Genomic DNA, 17354 nt, shown 5'->3' with positions numbered 1-17354 from the left:
GCACAAATTATCGCTCAAATAGCCGCGCCACTCAGCGCGGCTTTTTACTTTTTAAAACGGCTCCTGCGTGATTGCTATACTGACTAAGCTCATTTTAGAAAGGTGGAAGCAATGTGCGGAAGACTCAATGTCATCGACGATCCCTTGTGTAATATCGTCTGTGAACAGCTTGGCTTAAATTTTAATACTCATAGCAACAATGATTTACGTCCGACAGAACAGGTGGCTTGTTTAGCCAGTGATGGTAGCAAACTACAGCAGCGCAACCTCGCATGGGGCATTAAGCCTGACTGGGCAAAGCGAGTTATCATTAACGCCCAAGCAGAAACTGTGACGCAGAAGCCCACCTTTGCCAGTTCGTTTCAGTTCAGTCGAGTGATTGTCCCATGCAGTGGTTGGTATGAGTGGCGTGAGGAACATGGACGAAAGGTGAAATACCTATTTGAGCAGCCAAACAAAGGAGCTCTGTACATGGCAGCTATCGCACTCGAAAACAACTCAAAAGTGGTCACACTCACCACGAAACCCAATCCGCAATGCGCTCAATATCATCACCGCATGCCGCTACTGATTGACGCAAACCATGTTCCTAACTGGGTTACAGGAACCGTAGAGCAAGCTCACTCTTTATTGAATGTTGAATACAATCAAACATTAAGAATAAGCTAGCCCAACAGGTTAGCAGGACTTAGAAAATCGGCTTTTGCTTGTCTTTCACGTAGAAAAACAGACTGATAGCAACAAACAAAAACGTAAAGTAGTAGAAGAATGAAGAAAGAGAGGCAATGAAGTCAATATGTTGCTCTATCTGCTCTTCGCTATAGTTTTTCGACAGTAATTTGTAGTAGTAAGCATACAAAATACCAATCATCCCATAGCCAAGATTAAACATCAGCCCTTTAAAGCTCAGTACTGTGGCTCGGTTGTGTGATTCGGTGTTTTTATTAAGGTGGTAGCTAATGAAAATATTCATCGTCATTATGATGAAGATTAATAGCAACGCCGGAATCACCCCGTAAATAGACCAGCCTAAGCTAATCCAGTAATAGGTCGCCATCGTCGCGATGCCCATAATGGCAATAAACCTTCTCGGAGCGATGCTCTCCGCCAACTTTCGGCTTTGCCCCGCTAATACTATTTGCAGCAAACTTATCCCAGCGCCAATCACCCCAAAGTAGATGATGGGAATATCGATCGCTCGATAGTACTGGCTGTTCATGGTTAAAAACATACGTGAAGTGTGCTCGAACAGGCTGTAATAAAGCAGAATAAACAGAACATAGGGTGTGGAGAGCACCCACTTACCCGTATTCATAGTGAGCTTAAGACTCGCCATTGTCGTTGCCAACTTACCGCTGTCACTTGGCAACGTCTTCTTCTCTTCCCTCATGCTAAATGCAGCGTACATGGCGATAAGAGCAACAAATAAGGTCGCATAAACAGGAATGCGCATTATATCTTGAGTCGTTTCTGGCGCTGAGAATCCCAGTAGATGATAAACATGAGCCATAAAGTTAACGTCGTACATTGCAGCGCCTACCAAGGTAACAACTATGCCGACACTTGAAGCAATACGTAACTGAATCTGCAACACTCGCGGCCAAAGATCTTCTTTTCCCTGATCTTTAAGCGTGTCATAAGCCAGTGCTTCATCGGCACCACTGGCTAATGCCATAGCCAAACCGCTCAAGACCCGATTTACCAAAAATACCATGAACACTAAGGTGGGATTACCAGTCGGAACAAAGGCGATCATGGCGATTTCTATAAACATGACAATTGAGGACAGCACCACCAGCTTTTTACGCCCTAGAGTATCGGCAAATGCACCCGATGGTACTTCTGCTAGAACGATGGTTGCCGCCCAAACTACATTGAGCATGGCAAACTGAGAAAGGGTCAAACCATAGTCTAAGTAGAGTAAAGTGAAGACTGGATAGTAAAAGCGCGCAAAGTAGCTGCTTCGGAACATTAAGAAGCAGCGAACATTGCGGATTTGAAGAATTTGTTTGAGAGTCATTAAATACTCAGCAGATTGAATAACATAAACTATGTATATACCCTTTTTTAATAGGACTCTAGAATCTTTACTAAGTTGACCAAGTCAAACACATCAAGCGATAAACAGGTTCCATTATTAGGCAACCTTCCTACTTGAGCTTTTACACTGTAAAACAGCTACATTCCGTAACGGAATGGTTTTCCGATAGTCACCATATCGCGATGAATAGGAGCAAGCGCTTGAGCATAGTGGGCAAGCAATGACAAGGTATATTGACTACGTTGGTGCATCTCATCATCTTGTAATTGGTGACCTTGGGTCATCAGCGTTTCGATATTGCGAAACATCAGATGATCAGGCAAAAAACAGGCATGGTTGTTTTTGCTGCCAGTCATACGTAATTCACTTATCGGATAGACGCCATTCACACTGGCAGAAACACTCACTAGCAATACTGGCTTGTGCGCTAGCTCTTCATCAGTCGTTAACAACAAGAAATTCTTAATTGCAGGTGTCGCCATTCCATGCCACTCAGGCGAGATAAGAATCACAGCATCAGATTGCCTTAACATTTCTGCAATAGGGGGCCATTGCTGCCACTCTTCGGATTGCTGCCAAACACCTTCATTCCAGAGCGGCAAATTAAGCTGATGTAAATCCAAGATATTGATAGTTTCAAAGTGCTTTTCAGATAATGATTCTAAATAGCGAGCGACGTTTAAGCTCTGCGAATTGTCACGCTGGCTGCCAGATACGATAGTAAGATTCATATTAGTTTCCTTCTAGTGATCGAACGGTTGGAGTTTGATTAGATAGAGTCGATTTTCCTGAAGAGTGATGGCTTGCAAGTACAATAGAGACTAAAACCAGTAATGCTCCAAGCAACTGAAATACCGACAAATGCTGGTCGAGAACGATATAACCCAAGATACAAGCAGAGACACTGCTTAAAAAACCGAGAAATGAGACCGTCGTTGTAGGCAGCTGATCAATGCCTCTAAACCACAGAAAATACCCAACTACGGCTCCGAAAACACTCAGGTATAAGTAACCCAGAGCGTTCATTAGCGTTAGTTGATGAGGTACCCCCTCAAACCATATAGCAACTGGGAGCAGCATTAATCCACCAAACAGGAGCTGCCAACCCGTAAAATTCAGCACAGACATGCCTGTAGGTCTGCCCCATTTTTTAGTCAAAACGACCCCACTCGCCATGCTTAATGTTCCAACATTCGCGACAATGAGACCGACTAAATCTAACTTCGCGGTACTATTTAGGACCAGTAAAGCGATTCCAAAGATGCCCACTACTGAGGCGATTAGCTGTATTGCAGACACCTTTACACTGAGTAACCACCAACTCAGCAATATCACGACAACAGGTTGAATAGACATCACCATAGCGGCCATACCACCCGGTAAGTAGGTCGCTGCAAAAAATAGGCAATAAAAGAACAACCCAATGTTCAAAAATCCGAGTCCCCCAAGTCGAGCAAGCCACGCCGAGCTGGGTAGCGTTTTACCAAACAATACGAGCAACAAACCTGCCGGTAGGGCTCTAATCGTTGCAGCGAGCAAAGGGCTTTCCGCTGGCAATAACTCTGTCGTCACTATGTAAGTACTTCCCCATACGATAGGGGCGAATGCCGTCAACACTATGGTTTTAATCTGATGCAAATCCTTCACTAGAGTCTCTCCATATAACCTCAACAAAAGTATCTTTTGCAAAAGATACTTTTTATAAAGTAATGGCAACTTAACTTTTGATCAAGTATCTTTTTAAAAAGATATTTAGATGAGAGATAAAAATGCCATCAGATAGTGTCGATTTAATTTTGGCTCAATGGAAACAAGCAAGACCCGATTTAAACTGCTCGTCGATGGGAGTTGTTGGCCGCTTGCGTCGCACAAGCAATCTGTGGAAGTCGAAGATGGACAGCGTGTTTAAGCAACATGGACTAAGCAGCATTGAGTTCGACATCTTAGCAACAATGCGCCGTAGCGATGCCCATGGCATTACCCCAACAGAGTTATATAAAACTCTTATGCTGTCTTCTGGGGCAGTGAGCACTCGGATAGAACATTTGGTTAAGCAAGAACTTGTGGAGAGAGTTTTTAGTGAGCATGACAGACGCAGCTGTAAGGTGATTCTAACCAATGAAGGCATTGAACTTGTCGATAACGCCCTGAACGATCACGTCGACAATATGAACAATATGCTTAGCGCTCTAAACCCAGATGAACAAGATCAACTTGCCAATCTACTCCGCAAAGTACTGTTATCTGAAACAGACAATAACTAGCCGATTTAGCTCATGCTTGTGTTATGAGCTAAACACGGCACTGTATACTAGCTTGGTTAAAAGTTCTAAAAACCGCTGTCGAAAATTGCCATATCGGCATCTAAAAGCGTCGAACGTAGCTTCTTAAGCGGTTGATAATCTGGATCATTGTAGAATGCTTCTGCCGCTTGTTTAGAAGGGAACTCGACTAAAATGACACGGCCTTGTGGCATAGCACCTTCTCTTACATCTATCTCTTCTGTTACCGCCAGAGCTTTACCACCATGCTTTTGCAAAATAGCGTGTGCATTGGGTAAATAGTCTTTTTGGTGCGACTCGTGATCGTGAACTCGAACAAACGTTAGCATATATGCTGGCATGGTAATTACCTCTTAATCGTTGAAATTGGTTAGTGCATAAAACGGGTAATGGCTTCTCGCGCATTGTCTTGATGAGTAAAATTGCTTAGGTCTGAAAACAGGGTGGCTTGGTCAACAATTGGACCAGAAATGCCCATGCGACTACCGTAAAACACACCACTTTTATGAGAGTCGTCGAGTAATGCTGTAACGAAACGTTTAGCGGCAACGTCAACACTATGAACTTTGCCAAACATCGACATAACTTGCATCATTAGCTTGAAAACAAAGCGTTTAACCAAGGGCTCACTTTCTAGAACCTGCGTCCCTTTCGTTCCACCTGGGCTCATGGTGACAAATCGAATATTGGGATGTGTACGAGCCAATGCTGCCATCCAAAGAGCCCCAACATACTTCGTTGTCCCATAAGAAGCTTGTGAATCTTTGTTTGACGCAAAAAAGGAACCATTCCCTATTGATACAAACTCTTCAACCGAAGATGTCTTTAGGTTTGGTCTCTCCATCCCCATTTCTTTAACGCCTCTGGCTGATTCCGAACCCGCATACAGTGCCACTTGAGTTAGTTTTTCTGTCGCGAGTAGGTTTTCAAGCAGTACTGCATGACCAAACACGTTGACTGCAAACTGCTGTGTAACACCATCAGTGGTTCTTTGGTTAAAATGTGTGCCTCCAGCTCCCCCAGCATTCATGATCAGGGCATCTATCGGTTGTGAAAGCTGTTTAATCGCTAACTTCACTGATTCACTGTCTGCAACGTCTATCAACAAGACTTCGAAGATGTCCTTCCCGGTTATTTGGGTGAGTTCGGCTTTTGCCTGCTCCGCTTTTTCTTGGTTGCGACAACCGAGATATATCTTCTCTGTGCCTTCAACCAAGGCGAGCTGTCGAGCCGACTCCTTTCCAATTCCCGCATTCGCACCGGTAATTAATATTCTTTTCAACATAGCTTGTCTTCCTATTCATAACTCTTAAAAGCCGATGTTTTCGGCTAGCCATACTTTATGGTTCCAAGATAAGCAATGACATGATAAAAAGATAACCAAAATAAAAACTCAACATGATTACTTAAACCTATCATCTTTAACTGGAATCAGCGGATATGACCAACGAGCAACTCAAAGCGTTTTTAGCCGTCGCCGAGCAAGGTAGCTTCAGGAAAGCAGCAAAAACAATCTTTAAAACACAAGCTGCTGTTAGCGCCTCCGTCAAATCGCTAGAAGAAAGATATGGTGTTCAGATGTTTAATCGCGATGAATATCGCCCTACTCTTACAGAGGCTGGAAAAGCGTTTTATAACAGCGCAAAGATAACAATGAATCATTTCCAACGGCTGGACCAAATTGGTCATCAACTGACCAAGGGGGTTGAACCTGAGTTTACAATTGTGGTGAGTATTGCCGTTGATCTTCCCCCACTGTTAACAAAAATAAAATCAATCACGTCACAATTTCCCAATACCCAGTTTCGAATCCATACCGAGTCACTGCACGGTGTCGTAGAACGTATAGACGACAATAGAGCGGACCTTGCATTTGGCCCTGCATTGGGATTAAACATCGCGCATGAAAAACTACCGATAGCGAAAGTTAATTTTATCAATGTTGCTGCACCAGACTATTTCCCGCCTAGCACCAGCTATAAATTTACCCTGGAAGAAATTGCGGAATACGCTCAAATTGTCACACGAGACAGTGCTACCCATTCAACCAAGGCTTCTTTTCATACGCTGCCAAATAGAGAAGCATGGAATGTTCATGATTTCATGACTAAGAAAGAGTTGATTAAGGCAGGTTTTGGGTGGGGAAGCATTCCCGAACACTTGATAAATGACGAACTCAAGCAAGGGTTATTGGTTCCCATTCACGTTGAAGGCATCCCACTAAAAGCATCTGGTGAACTATTCATGTTTAGAAACCGAAATCACCACCACGGGCTCGTCGCCCAAAAGCTTTGGGACCAACTCAATCTTGAATTTGCAGTTGAGTAGGCGGATGCAGGGAGCATATTTCTCGCCTGTCATTGAAAACAAGCCGTTTTTATCTCTATTTCTTATCCCTCAAAGGATAGTGAAAGAGTCAATCTATGTCGAAATGCGATAACTAAGAAACCAACTTTATTATTGGCATATGCCAATAATAAGTCGTTATAGTGCTCTAAATTTCAACGAATTTTGAAGCCAGCATGATCTACGCAATTCCTTGTATTAACAACGTGGTAAGTAATCACTTCTCTCGCTGCCAGCAAATCGCCATCATTGATTCCATCACGCAGCAAACACAGTACCTCTCTATCTCTGAGGATGAATCTTGTTGTAGTGCTAAGAAAAAGTGGCAACACGTTATCGCTGGTTACAAAGTAGACATTGTTGTAGTGAGAAACATTGGCCAAAATATGCTCAAAGGGCTGTTTCAATCTAAAGTTAAAGTGTTAGCCACAAAAGCGAAGCAAGATGTGCACAGCATCAATTTTGCCGAGCTGATTGCAGTAGAGAGTTTGGATTACAGTCGAATATCACCAAAGAAAAAAGCTTGTGGCAAAAACGACGCCACTCTCACATTGGCACCGTCGCAACCAAACTGGCGCTCAATCCGGAGGATTAGACGATGACGTTACTACTTACAGTACTTATTTTCGTTAGCTTTATAGCCTTAATGGCGATCGGGGTGGTGTTCTCTCGCCGACCAATTCAAGGCAGTTGCGGTGGTTTATCGAAACTCAACATCACTAGGGAGTGCAACTGCAAAGATGCGTGTGAAGGGACAAAGCGCACGCTTTATCAAATCAAAGAGCCTGAGTAGCTCAAGCCTATTGAAGTTTTAGGGCATGACCTTGGATGATGCTACTAGCAACCTTATGCCTAGCGCGTTTAATGATGTTTCCAAACGTTTGGCGCGACACCTGCATTTGCACCGCGGCATCAATCTGATTCAATCCTTCTTGATCGGCAAGTTTCAGTGCTTCTAATTCATCCGGCAACAGCTCAACAATCTGCAACTCATCCATAGTCACACCATTGGGTTTGTAAAAAGCATGAGCTGCATGAGTGCAAATGTGACGATGTTTCTTAGGACGGGCCATGATCAAGTTCCAACACCAATTCAATGATGCTTCAAAGTTGCTTAGCCTGTAATTGTAGCAACCTAACCAATTCGAAACCATGTGAATCCAAAGGTTGCATTTATCACACCTCTTCTTTAGGGTAAAAGCATGACATATTTGTTTAGCTACACCTCTCCAGTTTGTTGCTGCTGTAATCACTTCGATATACGGCGGCTTTCGTGTAGCTATTAGTTAGCAAAAATCTATACCTAATCACAGGCCGCTGATGTTCTCATCCGCGGCCTTTTTGTATTTGAAGGAACAATCTATGACCTCAGCGACCCTTTCGTTATTTGACACTATGGCTCGTGAACAAAGACCATTTAAGTCCATTGATAGCAATACCGTAGGCCTTTATGCTTGTGGTCCAACCGTATATGACTACGCTCACGCGGGTAACTTACGTACCTACCTTTTTGTCGATACCTTAAGACGCGTGTTGTCACTCAATGGGTATCAAGTAAATCACGTTATGAACATCACAGACGTTGGCCATCTAACTTCAGATGCCGACACTGGTGAAGACAAAATGGAGAAAGGTGCTAGAAAACAAAATAAGTCTGCCTGGGAAATAGCGAAATATTTTGAGCAAGCTTTCCTAACGGACTTAAAGCAGCTCAATATCTTGACCCCAACCACCATCTGCCGAGCAACAGAGCATATCCAAGAGCAAATAGACTTCATCACTGAACTTGAAGAGAAAGACTTCACCTACCAGACCCGTGATGGAGTCTATTTTGACACCAGTAAATTAACTGAATATGGTCGACTCGCACGTTTGGATACATCAGGTTTAGAGGCCGGAATTAGGGTCAACATGGCTGATAAAAAACTGGCGACAGACTTCGCATTGTGGAAACTTTCTGGCGAGCAGGCAAGGCAAATGGAATGGCCTAGCCCTTGGGGTGTTGGATTTCCTGGCTGGCACATCGAGTGTTCCGCAATGGCGGAAAAATACCTAGGAGAGCAATTCGACATTCATGTCGGCGGCGAGGATCATATTCCTATCCATCACACTAACGAGATCGCGCAGTGCCAAGCAAAAAACGGACGCATACAAGCAAACTATTGGCTTCACGGTTTTTTTCTACAACTTAACAAAGAGAAAATTTCTAAATCTGGCACTTCTTTGCGCCTAGAAGCATTACTCGAGCGCGGATTTGAGCCCTTAGCCTATCGTTACCTTACATTAACGAGTCACTATAGAAGTCATCTAAGCTTTACTTGGGAGAGTTTACAAGGAGCGCAAACAGCACTAAAACGACTGAGAAACAAGGTGGCTAAGCTAGCAGATAACGGGCAGTTGATAGAGGAATATAAGCTGCGTTTTATCCAGCTCATCAATCAAGATCTAAATATGCCAAAGGCTCTCGCTTTGTTATGGGATGTATTAGACAGCGCCTACCCTAGCCAAGATATAAAAGCTACTGTGTTGTTTTTCGATAAGATATTCGGCCTGAATATTGACCATATTGAAGAGGTTGTAGTACCCGACGAGGTCATAAAGCTTGCCGAAGAGAGGCTGGTACTGAAGCAACAAAAACGCTTTGCGGATGCCGATAAGATCCGAGAACAAATCACAGCACTTGGATACCATGTTGCCGATAAAGGCGACAAGTTCGAATTTACTCCGCTGTAATAACGTCACTAACGCGCAGAAAGGCTCAATTGCTTTCTGCGCTCTAGCGCTTTAACTCGATAAATTACGCAGTTTTGGATCGTCGGTTAGGTATTCAACAAACTCAATCTCAAATCCTGCAGGATCAACGAAGTAGACATTTTTACGGTAAGGTTCATCAGCGCCCGGCTTAGCGATAGGATAACCTGCTTCAACCAATCGGCCGATCACCGCGTCAATGTTGTTGGTGACATAAGCAAAGTGGGCTAGTCCTACCTGATGCCCTGCCAGTTCTCGATTGTCTCCTTCACCATGATCGCTCAGCGCAATATATTGGTATTCATCACCAAAATGTAGCCAGTTTCTCGGCTTACCACTCCACTCTCCTTGTCCTTCATCTCGCACCGACCAATGTGGGAATGCCGCTTGATAGAACTTCAACATCTCAGGGATGTCCTTAACCACTAAATTAACATGCTCTAGTTGAATCATTGCTTTCTCCTTTTCAATTCCTAGCCAACAAGAAGCATGCTAAAACCTCAACCAAGGTTGAGGTAAAGAACTTTTTTCATTTAATTCAAAACAATGTTTATTGGTTACTTATATAAGTAAAACCACTTCCTCTAGTCGACGTAAATCGCTTTATCAGGACAGCGGAAGTAATCAAAGATCATTGCGATATCTTCAGGCAGTACTCGCCCTTGTGAAAGTTCTGGCAATTGTTCGGGTAAGAAGAAATCAATATCTGAGATTTCGATATTGGTCGTTGGCTCGCCAGACACGAAATCACATAGAAAAAACAGCTTATAGATATGAAATGGATACTCAGGCTGATAGTTGTGGGCGGCTCTGTCTTTTACTGCAATAAGCCGCGGGTTCTCAACCACAAAGCCAGACTCTTCGAGAACTTCGCGAACGACACCTTGCTTCGGTGTTTCGCACACATCGCCCCATCCGCCAGGCAAAGTCCAGCAATCATCTTCACGCTCTCGAACCAACAGTATCTTGCCATCTTTGATGACTCCGGCACGCAAATCTATCTTAGGTGTCGGATAGCCGCTTTCTGGGATAAACAGCTTCTCTACCGCAGCAACAGGCGCATCGCTTAAGTATGCGAACATCTGATGAGCAATGTGGTCAAGTTGCTGGTAACGCTCTAAATCATACTTATCACGACCGTAGGTTTCTCCCGCTTGTGCGATCGCTTTAATCTGCTTTGCCCAATTCAGCCAAGGTTGCATTGAAAACTCCGTTTTGCTTGTTACTGTTCGATAGGTTTAATCACTCGACACGGGTTACCTGCTGCGACAACGTTAGCTGGAATGTCTTTGGTCACAACACTCCCCGCTCCAACCACGCTGTTTTCACCGATAGTGACGCCAGGGCAGACGATCACACCACCGCCAAGCCAAACATTGTCGCCAATAGTAATCGGTGTACCAAACTCGACGCCTTCTTCAACACGACCTTTCACATCGAGAGGGTGACCTGCTGTGTAGATTTGTACGTTAGGGGCAAAGAGGACGTTATCACCGATATGAACTTCAGCCACATCCAACACCACGCAGTTGAAATTAGCGTAGAAGTTTTTGCCGAGTTTTATGTTCGAACCATAGTCACATCGAAATGGAGGTTCTAGGTAAGCGTCTTTAGAATCAGGGATTAGAGTATCAATCGCGCTGCGCCACTCTTCAGTATCTGGAATACTATTGTTGAGCTTTTGCAGAACTTTACGACATTCAATTCGTTCGTTGTATAGCTCTTTGTCCCACGCATCATAAGGCTCGCCAGCGAGCATTTTCTCTTTTTCGCTTCTCATATCACTTACCAGTCAATCTTAAAATTACCATCGAAATATCGCATACCAATGTCAGCTTATAAAAAGATTAAATCACTAACTTAACGCAGCGTGTGGTAGGTCACTTTTTGCGTCATACCGACGTAAACAAATGGTTGTAAGTAATTACTCACTGTTATGTTTTCAAGGGTTACAATTAGCCTTTAGCCGCTTTTGATAATAACAATTCGTAGAAGCATTTGGCGGCTGGGCCAGTTTTCGCTCCCTTAGGAAGCGTAATATGCAGCGGGACTTGATACCTTTCATTGTGCTCGACTTTAAGCACCTTAAGCTGGCCTGTGTTTCTTAGCTTGATGATGTGCTCTGGTAAACGGCAAAAACCGACGCCTTGCTCCACCGCTCGAAATGCATGGTCAAAATTGTCGACGGTTATCCGCTGATTCGCTTTTAACCAACCGACATTTTGCTCTTTATTCTCAACCGGAGTAGCCCCCAGATCGCGAATGACAACTTGGCAATGAGTGGCAAAATCCGCCATACAAACCTGACTTTGACTTGCGAGTGGGTGCTTACTTGAGACAACGGGCAACATACTCGTCATCGAAAAAGCTTGAGCCGGGTAATTGGTCACCGGCAAAGTAATAATCGCAATATCAGCTTGCTCACTGGTCACCATTTCTGCCGTTTTAGATAAAGATGTCTCTACCACTTGAATCGAAGTGGTACTGTTTTGACTAAGATACTCTGCCATCGGTTGATAGAGCAGGCTCGGGTCGCAAAGGTGATCTATCGCGACTGTAATCTCTGACTCGACACCCGCTGAGATTTGTTGGCTTAAGTCTTCCAACTCTCTTGCCTGTTCGAGCATACTGCTCGCTCTTCTAAGCAGTGAACGACCATGCTCTGTGACTGTTGCACGTCTGCCCTTAACCTCCACCAGCTTAACGCCCAGTTGATCTTCAAGCTTTTTGATCGAGTAAATCAAGGTTGTATGGCTTTTGTTTAAAGCCGAAGCCGCGGCTTGAATACTGCCCGCCCGATCCACTTCTTTCAGCGTAACCCATTGCTCAAGGGTACTTTTCAGTCTCATCGCATAACCTGTCAATTTTTTAGACATTTATACACAACATTATGAACTTTTCTGTTCAATTTATATAGACAACAATATCTCCATCGAACGGAAACACGCGTTCACAACAGACAACAATCGGAGAAACTAAAATGAAACTACTACAAGTCGATTTTGAATATCATGGCCCTATGGGCGCAGAGATGTCTAAAGCATTAGTTGGTCTAGCGGAGTCAATTAATCAAGAGCCAGGCATGATCTGGAAAATCTGGACGGAAAGCGAATCTGAAAAGCTAGGTGGTGGTATCTATCTTTTCCAAGATGAGGTCAGCGCACAAAATTACCTAGACATGCATGCTGCTAGGCTGAAAGAAATGGGCGTAGCAGAAGTACGTGGCGTTATTTTTGACATCAATCAGCCACTGACTGAAATCAATCGTGGACCAGTAGGTCTGTAAGGAACCGCTATGACGAACAGACTGTTTTTAACCTTACACGGCAGCATCTACACTGTGTTTGCATTCGCACTGTTTTTTCTGCCAACCATGATGTGGCCAATGTATGGCGTTGAGATTAACGATAAGTACGCTTACTTCCTGTCACAACACACAAGTATCTTTCTCGGAGGCGTAGCGGCAGTAAGCCTGTTTTTAAGAAAAATAGAGCACAAGGAGACAATGCAACAGCTACTCAAAGCTCTGCTTGTCACCAATCTTCTCGGTGTCGTAATAACTGGCTATGCTGGATTGACAGGGATCTTTGTCGGCTTCGGTTGGAGCGATCCGGCCTTCTTCGCTCTGTTGTCACTATTGAGCTATTGGCAGTTGAGTGCCCAAAAGAATTGAAAACAGTGCACTTTGGGCATGGTCTAAAAGCTACGCCCAAAGTTGTCCTATTTCGTCACGATAAACTTACTGTAAGTGCTAACTTTACCGTTGATGTATTCGATTCCGCAGTGAATGTTTTCTAGGTTACTGCCAACGATTTGATACTCAACAATAAACTCACCACTTATGACTTTTATAAACAAGAAGCCTTCCATCACTTTCCACAAGCCCTGAAGCGATTTGTCACTGAAGAGATCTTTCTCCGACAAAGTACCGTTTGGGTTGAGCCTAATCTGTGAGGCAAAGCCATCAACATTTACTTTTACCCAAGTCTGTTGGTGGACTTCATAACTTAGAATTTTTCGGCGCTGTTTCACCCACTCTTTTAGCTCTTGTTCTTGGGTAGGAGTTAAGCTTGGTAGATCTTCCATCTCCAGTAGAGTGTGGTGTTTTTCGTACCAAAACAGTTGTAAGTGAAGCAGTTTCATTCTTGTATGCAGCTTATAGATAGGAAAGTCAGCGCAACTGTGCTCCAACTCAGACTTGAAGTCAAATCTTATGCATTCGATTGAAAATGCGCAGTGCAATACGGGGGGCTTGCACTGCACTATCCCATAAAGGGGATGAAGGGCGCTCTGATTGAGCGCCGGAGCATGATGCCCTTGTGCTAGGCACCTCTATTCAATGCTAAGCTGCAAATAGCTTTGGCAAGCCAGCATGATCACAAGCTTGATTTAGCCGACGCTGAGCAGTGACAATATTCTGTTTCCAATTATCATCCTGAGCCCACATTTCAATGACCAAAGGGACGACGCATTCTGTCTTCTTGAGGGTATCGAATATCGAGTTGAAATCGACCTCGCCTTCGCCGATAACCAAATCGCGAAATTGCCCTTTATAATCTGAAGTCACTCGATAGGTGTCCTTAAGGTGAATTTGAGTGATGTGTGGTTTACTCAATTTCAGCTCAGTTACGATATCGTAGTTCCAACCAGAGATGTTGCCAACGTCAGGGTAAGCCGTAAAATAAGGAGAATCGACCTCTCGGCTTAATACCTCAAATTTACTTAATGAATTCAGGTAGTCGGTATCCATAATCTCGACAGCAAGCATGACACCGGCTCTTTCAGCTAGCTTCGCTGACTGTTTCATTCCTTGAATAAACCGCTCGTGAGTCGCGTGATTGGCTGGCTCATAATAGACATCATAGCCTGCTAGCTGAATCGTACGCACGCCTAGCTTGTATGCCAATGAGATCGCTTTCTCCATATGCAGTAAGGCTTGCTCGCGAGTTTCAGGATCAACTGAGCCGAACGGGTATTTGCGATGAGCGCTTAAACACATCGATTGAAGAGGAACCCCATAACGTTCGCACTGGTGACGCAGAGCATAAATGGTTTCATCATCCCAATCTAAGCGGCTGCGACGTTCGTCAGATTCATCCACAGAGATCTCTAAAAAATCGAATCCTAGCTCTTTGGTCGTTTTAAGCTTTTCTTCCCAACTTAGCTCGTTAGGTAGGGCCTTTTCATACAAACCGACTCGGTGGCGTTGAAGATTTTGATACATAGACGACTCCTAGCTCCAGAAGCGGTCAATTTGAGCACGAAGTGCTTCAGCGGTTTGCTTACCCTGCTCACCCGCTAGAGCTCGACCCGCAATAAAAGTTTTGGCCTTGATACCCTCAAATAGGTAAAGATCTTCAGGCACGATACCGCCAGTGATCGATAACTCTAGACCAAGTTCAGACAAGGCACGCATTTTTTCCAAGTCTTGTTCGGTCCAGCCAACTCCTGCCAACTCTGCGTCACGAGAGCGGTGATAAATGGCTTGTGAGACACCTAAATCAACCCAAGCTTGAGCGTCTGCCATTGTCCAATTACCGTAGATCTCAATCTGAATTTCGCCCTTGTGCTGATCCGCGACTTTCTTGCACGCTTCTATAGTTGCAATATGTGCGGCAGCGGAAACCGTAATCCAATCAGCTCCCGCCTCGAAGGCCATTTTGGCTAGAATGGCTCCGCCGTCTGTCGTTTTCATATCGCACACTAAAATATGATCAGGGTGATTAGCACGCAGAGTCGAAACCGCATTCATACCCTCAGCAAATGCGAGGATAGTGCCCACTTCAATCACATCAACAAAGCTTTCAACATTGTTCGCAACTTCAATGGCTGCAGGTAAATTAGTTTGGTCTAGGGCTATTTGAATCATTGGTTTTGTCATCTTCGTTATCCTTTAATTTTTTCACGTATTAGACGGGCCAAGCCATCTTGATTGTTATCTGTCGAGCACACGAGTTTGGCGTGTGACTTCACGGTGTCGTCGGCATTGCGCATTGCGACACCTAAATTGGCGTATTGAAGCATTGAGATATCATTGTGATTGTCGCCAACCGCGATCACATGATTTGCGTGGTAACCAAGTTCAGAGACATATTCAGCAAGACGGAAGCCCTTGCTGTTTCCTTTTGCGGCAAAGTCAATTCGGTTTGACCAAGAGCGCTCACCATTGAACTGTCGCTCAACCCAAGGGTGTCCCAACAATCTCTCCACTGAGCTTGGGCATCCCTCAACAACGAACTTCCAAACATGCTCTGTCTGTTTTGCTGTTTCACTGAATGAGTCAACCTTATATATCTTCGGACGGTGGGCTTGTGGTGCCGTTTTAGCCCAGCTTTCCAAAGCTTGCATGTAGGTTATCGGGTTGTAGTTCGAGTAAGTCATGGCGTCAGAAATGTACATAACCATCTTGACTTGAAACTCGCGCGCCAGCTCAATAAATATCTGCGCATCTTCCTTATCAATCGAGTTCTGCTTGAGAACCTTCTTATTGGCATAGTCATAAACATACGTGCCGTTACAGCAGATTATTGGAGTGTCTAGTTCAAGCTCGTAGTAATAAGGCCTAGCAGCAGTATGATGACGCCCTGTTACCACGACGACTTTACAGTGCTGCTTGGCTTCTTTAATCGCGCGTTTAACTTCAGGATGGATAGTGTGTTCATCTGTTAGCACTGTTCCATCTAAATCTAATGCTAATACCTTGTACATGGGCTCTTCCTCCAACAAAGATTAACGCTGACCGTAGTAAGCATTTTCACCGTGTTTACGCAGGTAGTGTTTGTCAGAGAGCTCTGGCTGAATTTTAATGCCACTATTCAGCGAGCGAGTTGCCAACGCCATTGCCGAAATCTCTTCCAGTACTACGGCATTGTGAACCGCATCATTCGCGTTCTTGCCCCAAGAAAATGGCGCATGCCCTGCCACAATCACGCTAGGAACAGCCATAGGCTTAATGCCGCGTTGCTTGAACTCTTCAATGATAACGAGCCCAGTATTTTTCTCATAAGCCCCTGAAATTTCATCGTGAGACAACTTACGGGTGCAGGGGATATCTCCGTAAAAGTAGTCGGCATGAGTCGTACCGAGTGCGGGAATATCAATCCCAGCCTGCGCCCAGATAGTGGCACTACGTGAGTGAGTGTGCACTACGCCACCAACCTCTGGAAACGCTTTATAGATTTCAATATGCGTCGCTGTATCACTCGAAGGATTTAGTTTCCCTTCAATAATTTGGCCTTCTAAATCCACGATAACCATGTCGTCTGCGGCCATGGCATCGTACTCAACACCGGAAGGTTTGATTGCTAATACACCAAGTTCGCGATCTATTTCCGAAACATTTCCCCAGGTGAATGTCACTAAGCCGTATTTTGGCAGCTTGAGATTGGCTTCGAAGACACGTTGTTTTAGTGCGCTATACATAGTTTCTCCTTACGCCGTTTCCGCTAGCGCTTCATCAATAACGTCAAACACATCAGTTTTAGTTCTGCAGCGGCGCAACTTGTTAAGATCAACGCCCGTTTCACTATCTTCGTCATCAAGTACCGTGGTCACTTCCATTAAGCTTTCCATATGCTCATCTGAAGAGCTTCCAGCTAACGTAATCAGTACATCAACAGGCTCATCCTCCCCTTCAAAGAACACAGGCTCTTCGAGAGTAACGAGCGCAAAAGCCGTTCGAATTACGCCATCTTCTGGGCGAGCGTGAGGCAGTGCCAAGTTAGGTGCAATGCAGATGTAAGGGCCTAGTTTCTCTACACTGTTGATAATCGCCTCGTGGTAGCTTGGCAAAATCGCACCAGATGCGGTCAGCATGTCTGTACCAATGGTGATAGCTTCACGCCAATTAGAAGCAGAAGCTTGTAGTTTGATTGAGTTGTTGTCGATCAGTGATTGCTTAAAACCCATTGTTCTATCTCCAGTGAAGTGCCAGC

24 protein-coding genes are annotated in these 17354 nt (G+C 44.5%); 8 read left to right on the top strand and 16 right to left on the bottom strand.

Features of this window, described 5'->3' with window-relative positions; genetic code table 11:
* Window positions 1–111: 111 nt before the first annotated feature.
* A complete protein-coding gene (locus AC6R00_RS07750; RefSeq protein WP_500639933.1) occupies window positions 112–669 on the top strand; it encodes an SOS response-associated peptidase in 558 nt (185 codons plus the stop codon).
* Window positions 670–688: 19 nt separating this feature from the next.
* On the opposite strand, the gene AC6R00_RS07745 is transcribed toward AC6R00_RS07750, so the two are convergent.
* The 3 genes from AC6R00_RS07745 to AC6R00_RS07735 all read right to left on the bottom strand — a co-directional run bounded on the left by AC6R00_RS07745 (window position 689) and on the right by AC6R00_RS07735 (window position 3688).
* Window positions 689–2020, bottom strand: a complete 1332-nt coding sequence (locus AC6R00_RS07745; RefSeq protein WP_500639932.1) for an MFS transporter — start codon at window positions 2018–2020, stop codon at window positions 689–691.
* 158 nt (window positions 2021–2178) lie between these two features.
* The gene (locus AC6R00_RS07740) at window positions 2179–2772 is read right to left on the bottom strand and encodes an NADPH-dependent FMN reductase (protein WP_500639931.1); all 594 of its coding nucleotides are present in this window, start codon (window positions 2770–2772) and stop codon (window positions 2179–2181) included.
* A gap of 1 nt (window position 2773) precedes the next feature.
* Window positions 2774–3688, bottom strand: coding sequence for an EamA family transporter (locus tag AC6R00_RS07735; protein ID WP_500639930.1), 915 nt, complete (start codon window positions 3686–3688; stop codon window positions 2774–2776).
* 122 nt (window positions 3689–3810) lie between these two features.
* On the opposite strand from AC6R00_RS07735, the gene AC6R00_RS07730 reads away from it, so the two are divergent.
* On the top strand, window positions 3811–4305 hold the full coding sequence (locus AC6R00_RS07730) for a MarR family winged helix-turn-helix transcriptional regulator (protein ID WP_500639929.1): 495 nt from the start codon (window positions 3811–3813) through the stop codon (window positions 4303–4305).
* A 65-nt stretch (window positions 4306–4370) separates the two neighbouring features.
* Here the strand turns inward: AC6R00_RS07730 and AC6R00_RS07725 are convergent, their stop codons facing one another.
* Entirely contained in the window at window positions 4371–4664 is a 294-nt protein-coding gene (locus AC6R00_RS07725; protein ID WP_500639928.1) for a DUF1330 domain-containing protein, read from the bottom strand.
* Window positions 4665–4693: 29 nt separating this feature from the next.
* Entirely contained in the window at window positions 4694–5608 is a 915-nt protein-coding gene (locus tag AC6R00_RS07720; RefSeq protein WP_500639927.1) for an SDR family NAD(P)-dependent oxidoreductase, read from the bottom strand.
* 155 nt (window positions 5609–5763) lie between these two features.
* On the opposite strand from AC6R00_RS07720, the gene AC6R00_RS07715 reads away from it, so the two are divergent.
* From AC6R00_RS07715 to nqrM, 3 genes are all read left to right on the top strand, one after another.
* Window positions 5764–6651, top strand: a complete 888-nt coding sequence (locus AC6R00_RS07715) for a LysR family transcriptional regulator (protein WP_500639926.1) — start codon at window positions 5764–5766, stop codon at window positions 6649–6651.
* Between the two features lie 194 nt (window positions 6652–6845).
* Window positions 6846–7271, top strand: a complete 426-nt coding sequence (locus AC6R00_RS07710; RefSeq protein WP_500639925.1) for a NifB/NifX family molybdenum-iron cluster-binding protein — start codon at window positions 6846–6848, stop codon at window positions 7269–7271.
* Window positions 7268–7462, top strand: a complete 195-nt coding sequence (gene nqrM / locus AC6R00_RS07705) for a (Na+)-NQR maturation NqrM (protein ID WP_500639924.1) — start codon at window positions 7268–7270, stop codon at window positions 7460–7462. The genes AC6R00_RS07710 and nqrM overlap by 4 nt, the downstream gene beginning before the upstream one ends.
* A gap of 7 nt (window positions 7463–7469) precedes the next feature.
* Here nqrM and AC6R00_RS07700 read toward each other — a convergent pair whose 3' ends face one another.
* Window positions 7470–7742, bottom strand: a complete 273-nt coding sequence (locus tag AC6R00_RS07700) for a DUF134 domain-containing protein (RefSeq protein ID WP_500639923.1) — start codon at window positions 7740–7742, stop codon at window positions 7470–7472.
* A 289-nt stretch (window positions 7743–8031) separates the two neighbouring features.
* On the opposite strand from AC6R00_RS07700, the gene cysS reads away from it, so the two are divergent.
* Window positions 8032–9402 carry a cysteine--tRNA ligase gene (gene cysS / locus AC6R00_RS07695; protein ID WP_500639922.1) on the top strand — a complete coding sequence of 457 codons (1371 nt, stop codon included), beginning with the start codon at window positions 8032–8034 and terminating at the stop codon, window positions 9400–9402.
* A gap of 51 nt (window positions 9403–9453) precedes the next feature.
* On the opposite strand, the gene AC6R00_RS07690 is transcribed toward cysS, so the two are convergent.
* The 4 genes from AC6R00_RS07690 to AC6R00_RS07675 all read right to left on the bottom strand — a co-directional run bounded on the left by AC6R00_RS07690 (window position 9454) and on the right by AC6R00_RS07675 (window position 12269).
* The gene (locus tag AC6R00_RS07690) at window positions 9454–9873 is read right to left on the bottom strand and encodes a VOC family protein (protein WP_367937416.1); all 420 of its coding nucleotides are present in this window, start codon (window positions 9871–9873) and stop codon (window positions 9454–9456) included.
* A 131-nt stretch (window positions 9874–10004) separates the two neighbouring features.
* A complete protein-coding gene (locus tag AC6R00_RS07685) occupies window positions 10005–10622 on the bottom strand; it encodes an NUDIX hydrolase (RefSeq protein ID WP_500639921.1) in 618 nt (205 codons plus the stop codon).
* 20 nt (window positions 10623–10642) lie between these two features.
* Window positions 10643–11200: a sugar O-acetyltransferase gene (locus AC6R00_RS07680; RefSeq protein WP_367937418.1), complete on the bottom strand. Its 558-nt coding sequence runs from the start codon at window positions 11198–11200 to the stop codon at window positions 10643–10645.
* Between the two features lie 175 nt (window positions 11201–11375).
* A complete protein-coding gene (locus AC6R00_RS07675) occupies window positions 11376–12269 on the bottom strand; it encodes a LysR family transcriptional regulator (RefSeq protein ID WP_500640177.1) in 894 nt (297 codons plus the stop codon).
* A 131-nt stretch (window positions 12270–12400) separates the two neighbouring features.
* Between AC6R00_RS07675 and AC6R00_RS07670 the strand changes: the two genes are divergently transcribed.
* Entirely contained in the window at window positions 12401–12706 is a 306-nt protein-coding gene (locus AC6R00_RS07670) for a monooxygenase (RefSeq protein ID WP_171380939.1), read from the top strand.
* Between the two features lie 9 nt (window positions 12707–12715).
* Window positions 12716–13093 (top strand): hypothetical protein, encoded by a 378-nt coding sequence (locus tag AC6R00_RS07665; RefSeq protein WP_494504093.1) that lies wholly within the window; start codon window positions 12716–12718, stop codon window positions 13091–13093.
* A 47-nt stretch (window positions 13094–13140) separates the two neighbouring features.
* On the opposite strand, the gene AC6R00_RS07660 is transcribed toward AC6R00_RS07665, so the two are convergent.
* The 6 genes from AC6R00_RS07660 to AC6R00_RS07635 all read right to left on the bottom strand — a co-directional run bounded on the left by AC6R00_RS07660 (window position 13141) and on the right by AC6R00_RS07635 (window position 17328).
* A complete protein-coding gene (locus AC6R00_RS07660; protein ID WP_004746289.1) occupies window positions 13141–13563 on the bottom strand; it encodes a hypothetical protein in 423 nt (140 codons plus the stop codon).
* A gap of 199 nt (window positions 13564–13762) precedes the next feature.
* Window positions 13763–14644: an L-ribulose-5-phosphate 3-epimerase gene (locus AC6R00_RS07655; RefSeq protein ID WP_500639920.1), complete on the bottom strand. Its 882-nt coding sequence runs from the start codon at window positions 14642–14644 to the stop codon at window positions 13763–13765.
* A 9-nt stretch (window positions 14645–14653) separates the two neighbouring features.
* Window positions 14654–15301 carry a 3-keto-L-gulonate-6-phosphate decarboxylase UlaD gene (locus tag AC6R00_RS07650; RefSeq protein WP_500639919.1) on the bottom strand — a complete coding sequence of 216 codons (648 nt, stop codon included), beginning with the start codon at window positions 15299–15301 and terminating at the stop codon, window positions 14654–14656.
* A 5-nt stretch (window positions 15302–15306) separates the two neighbouring features.
* Window positions 15307–16128: a pyridoxal phosphatase gene (locus AC6R00_RS07645; RefSeq protein ID WP_500639918.1), complete on the bottom strand. Its 822-nt coding sequence runs from the start codon at window positions 16126–16128 to the stop codon at window positions 15307–15309.
* 21 nt (window positions 16129–16149) lie between these two features.
* Window positions 16150–16842: an L-ribulose-5-phosphate 4-epimerase gene (locus AC6R00_RS07640; protein WP_500639917.1), complete on the bottom strand. Its 693-nt coding sequence runs from the start codon at window positions 16840–16842 to the stop codon at window positions 16150–16152.
* Window positions 16843–16851: 9 nt separating this feature from the next.
* Window positions 16852–17328 carry a PTS sugar transporter subunit IIA gene (locus AC6R00_RS07635; protein ID WP_500639916.1) on the bottom strand — a complete coding sequence of 159 codons (477 nt, stop codon included), beginning with the start codon at window positions 17326–17328 and terminating at the stop codon, window positions 16852–16854.
* Window positions 17329–17354: the final 26 nt, after the last annotated feature.

The organism is Vibrio sp. R10-SF1-ISO8 (assembly GCF_059833805.1).
Note: the sequence above shows the minus strand (reverse complement) of the source record. Positions and strands in the feature narration are given on the sequence as shown.

Excerpts from the sequence above, each read along its gene's own strand:
- AC6R00_RS07750 (WP_500639933.1), top strand. The coding sequence starts at position 112 with ATGTGCGGAAGACTCAATGTCATCGACGATCCCTTGTGTAATATCGTC.
- AC6R00_RS07745 (WP_500639932.1), bottom strand. The coding sequence starts at position 2,020 with ATGACTCTCAAACAAATTCTTCAAATCCGCAATGTTCGCTGCTTCTTA.
- AC6R00_RS07740 (WP_500639931.1), bottom strand. The coding sequence starts at position 2,772 with ATGAATCTTACTATCGTATCTGGCAGCCAGCGTGACAATTCGCAGAGC.
- AC6R00_RS07730 (WP_500639929.1), top strand. The coding sequence starts at position 3,811 with ATGCCATCAGATAGTGTCGATTTAATTTTGGCTCAATGGAAACAAGCA.
- AC6R00_RS07725 (WP_500639928.1), bottom strand. The coding sequence starts at position 4,664 with ATGCCAGCATATATGCTAACGTTTGTTCGAGTTCACGATCACGAGTCG.
- AC6R00_RS07720 (WP_500639927.1), bottom strand. The coding sequence starts at position 5,608 with ATGTTGAAAAGAATATTAATTACCGGTGCGAATGCGGGAATTGGAAAG.
- AC6R00_RS07715 (WP_500639926.1), top strand. The coding sequence starts at position 5,764 with ATGACCAACGAGCAACTCAAAGCGTTTTTAGCCGTCGCCGAGCAAGGT.
- AC6R00_RS07710 (WP_500639925.1), top strand. The coding sequence starts at position 6,846 with ATGATCTACGCAATTCCTTGTATTAACAACGTGGTAAGTAATCACTTC.
- nqrM (WP_500639924.1), top strand. The coding sequence starts at position 7,268 with ATGACGTTACTACTTACAGTACTTATTTTCGTTAGCTTTATAGCCTTA.
- AC6R00_RS07700 (WP_500639923.1), bottom strand. The coding sequence starts at position 7,742 with ATGGCCCGTCCTAAGAAACATCGTCACATTTGCACTCATGCAGCTCAT.
- cysS (WP_500639922.1), top strand. The coding sequence starts at position 8,032 with ATGACCTCAGCGACCCTTTCGTTATTTGACACTATGGCTCGTGAACAA.
- AC6R00_RS07690 (WP_367937416.1), bottom strand. The coding sequence starts at position 9,873 with ATGATTCAACTAGAGCATGTTAATTTAGTGGTTAAGGACATCCCTGAG.
- AC6R00_RS07685 (WP_500639921.1), bottom strand. The coding sequence starts at position 10,622 with ATGCAACCTTGGCTGAATTGGGCAAAGCAGATTAAAGCGATCGCACAA.
- AC6R00_RS07680 (WP_367937418.1), bottom strand. The coding sequence starts at position 11,200 with ATGAGAAGCGAAAAAGAGAAAATGCTCGCTGGCGAGCCTTATGATGCG.
- AC6R00_RS07675 (WP_500640177.1), bottom strand. The coding sequence starts at position 12,269 with ATGAGACTGAAAAGTACCCTTGAGCAATGGGTTACGCTGAAAGAAGTG.
- AC6R00_RS07670 (WP_171380939.1), top strand. The coding sequence starts at position 12,401 with ATGAAACTACTACAAGTCGATTTTGAATATCATGGCCCTATGGGCGCA.
- AC6R00_RS07665 (WP_494504093.1), top strand. The coding sequence starts at position 12,716 with ATGACGAACAGACTGTTTTTAACCTTACACGGCAGCATCTACACTGTG.
- AC6R00_RS07660 (WP_004746289.1), bottom strand. The coding sequence starts at position 13,563 with ATGAAACTGCTTCACTTACAACTGTTTTGGTACGAAAAACACCACACT.
- AC6R00_RS07655 (WP_500639920.1), bottom strand. The coding sequence starts at position 14,644 with ATGTATCAAAATCTTCAACGCCACCGAGTCGGTTTGTATGAAAAGGCC.
- AC6R00_RS07650 (WP_500639919.1), bottom strand. The coding sequence starts at position 15,301 with ATGACAAAACCAATGATTCAAATAGCCCTAGACCAAACTAATTTACCT.
- AC6R00_RS07645 (WP_500639918.1), bottom strand. The coding sequence starts at position 16,128 with ATGTACAAGGTATTAGCATTAGATTTAGATGGAACAGTGCTAACAGAT.
- AC6R00_RS07640 (WP_500639917.1), bottom strand. The coding sequence starts at position 16,842 with ATGTATAGCGCACTAAAACAACGTGTCTTCGAAGCCAATCTCAAGCTG.
- AC6R00_RS07635 (WP_500639916.1), bottom strand. The coding sequence starts at position 17,328 with ATGGGTTTTAAGCAATCACTGATCGACAACAACTCAATCAAACTACAA.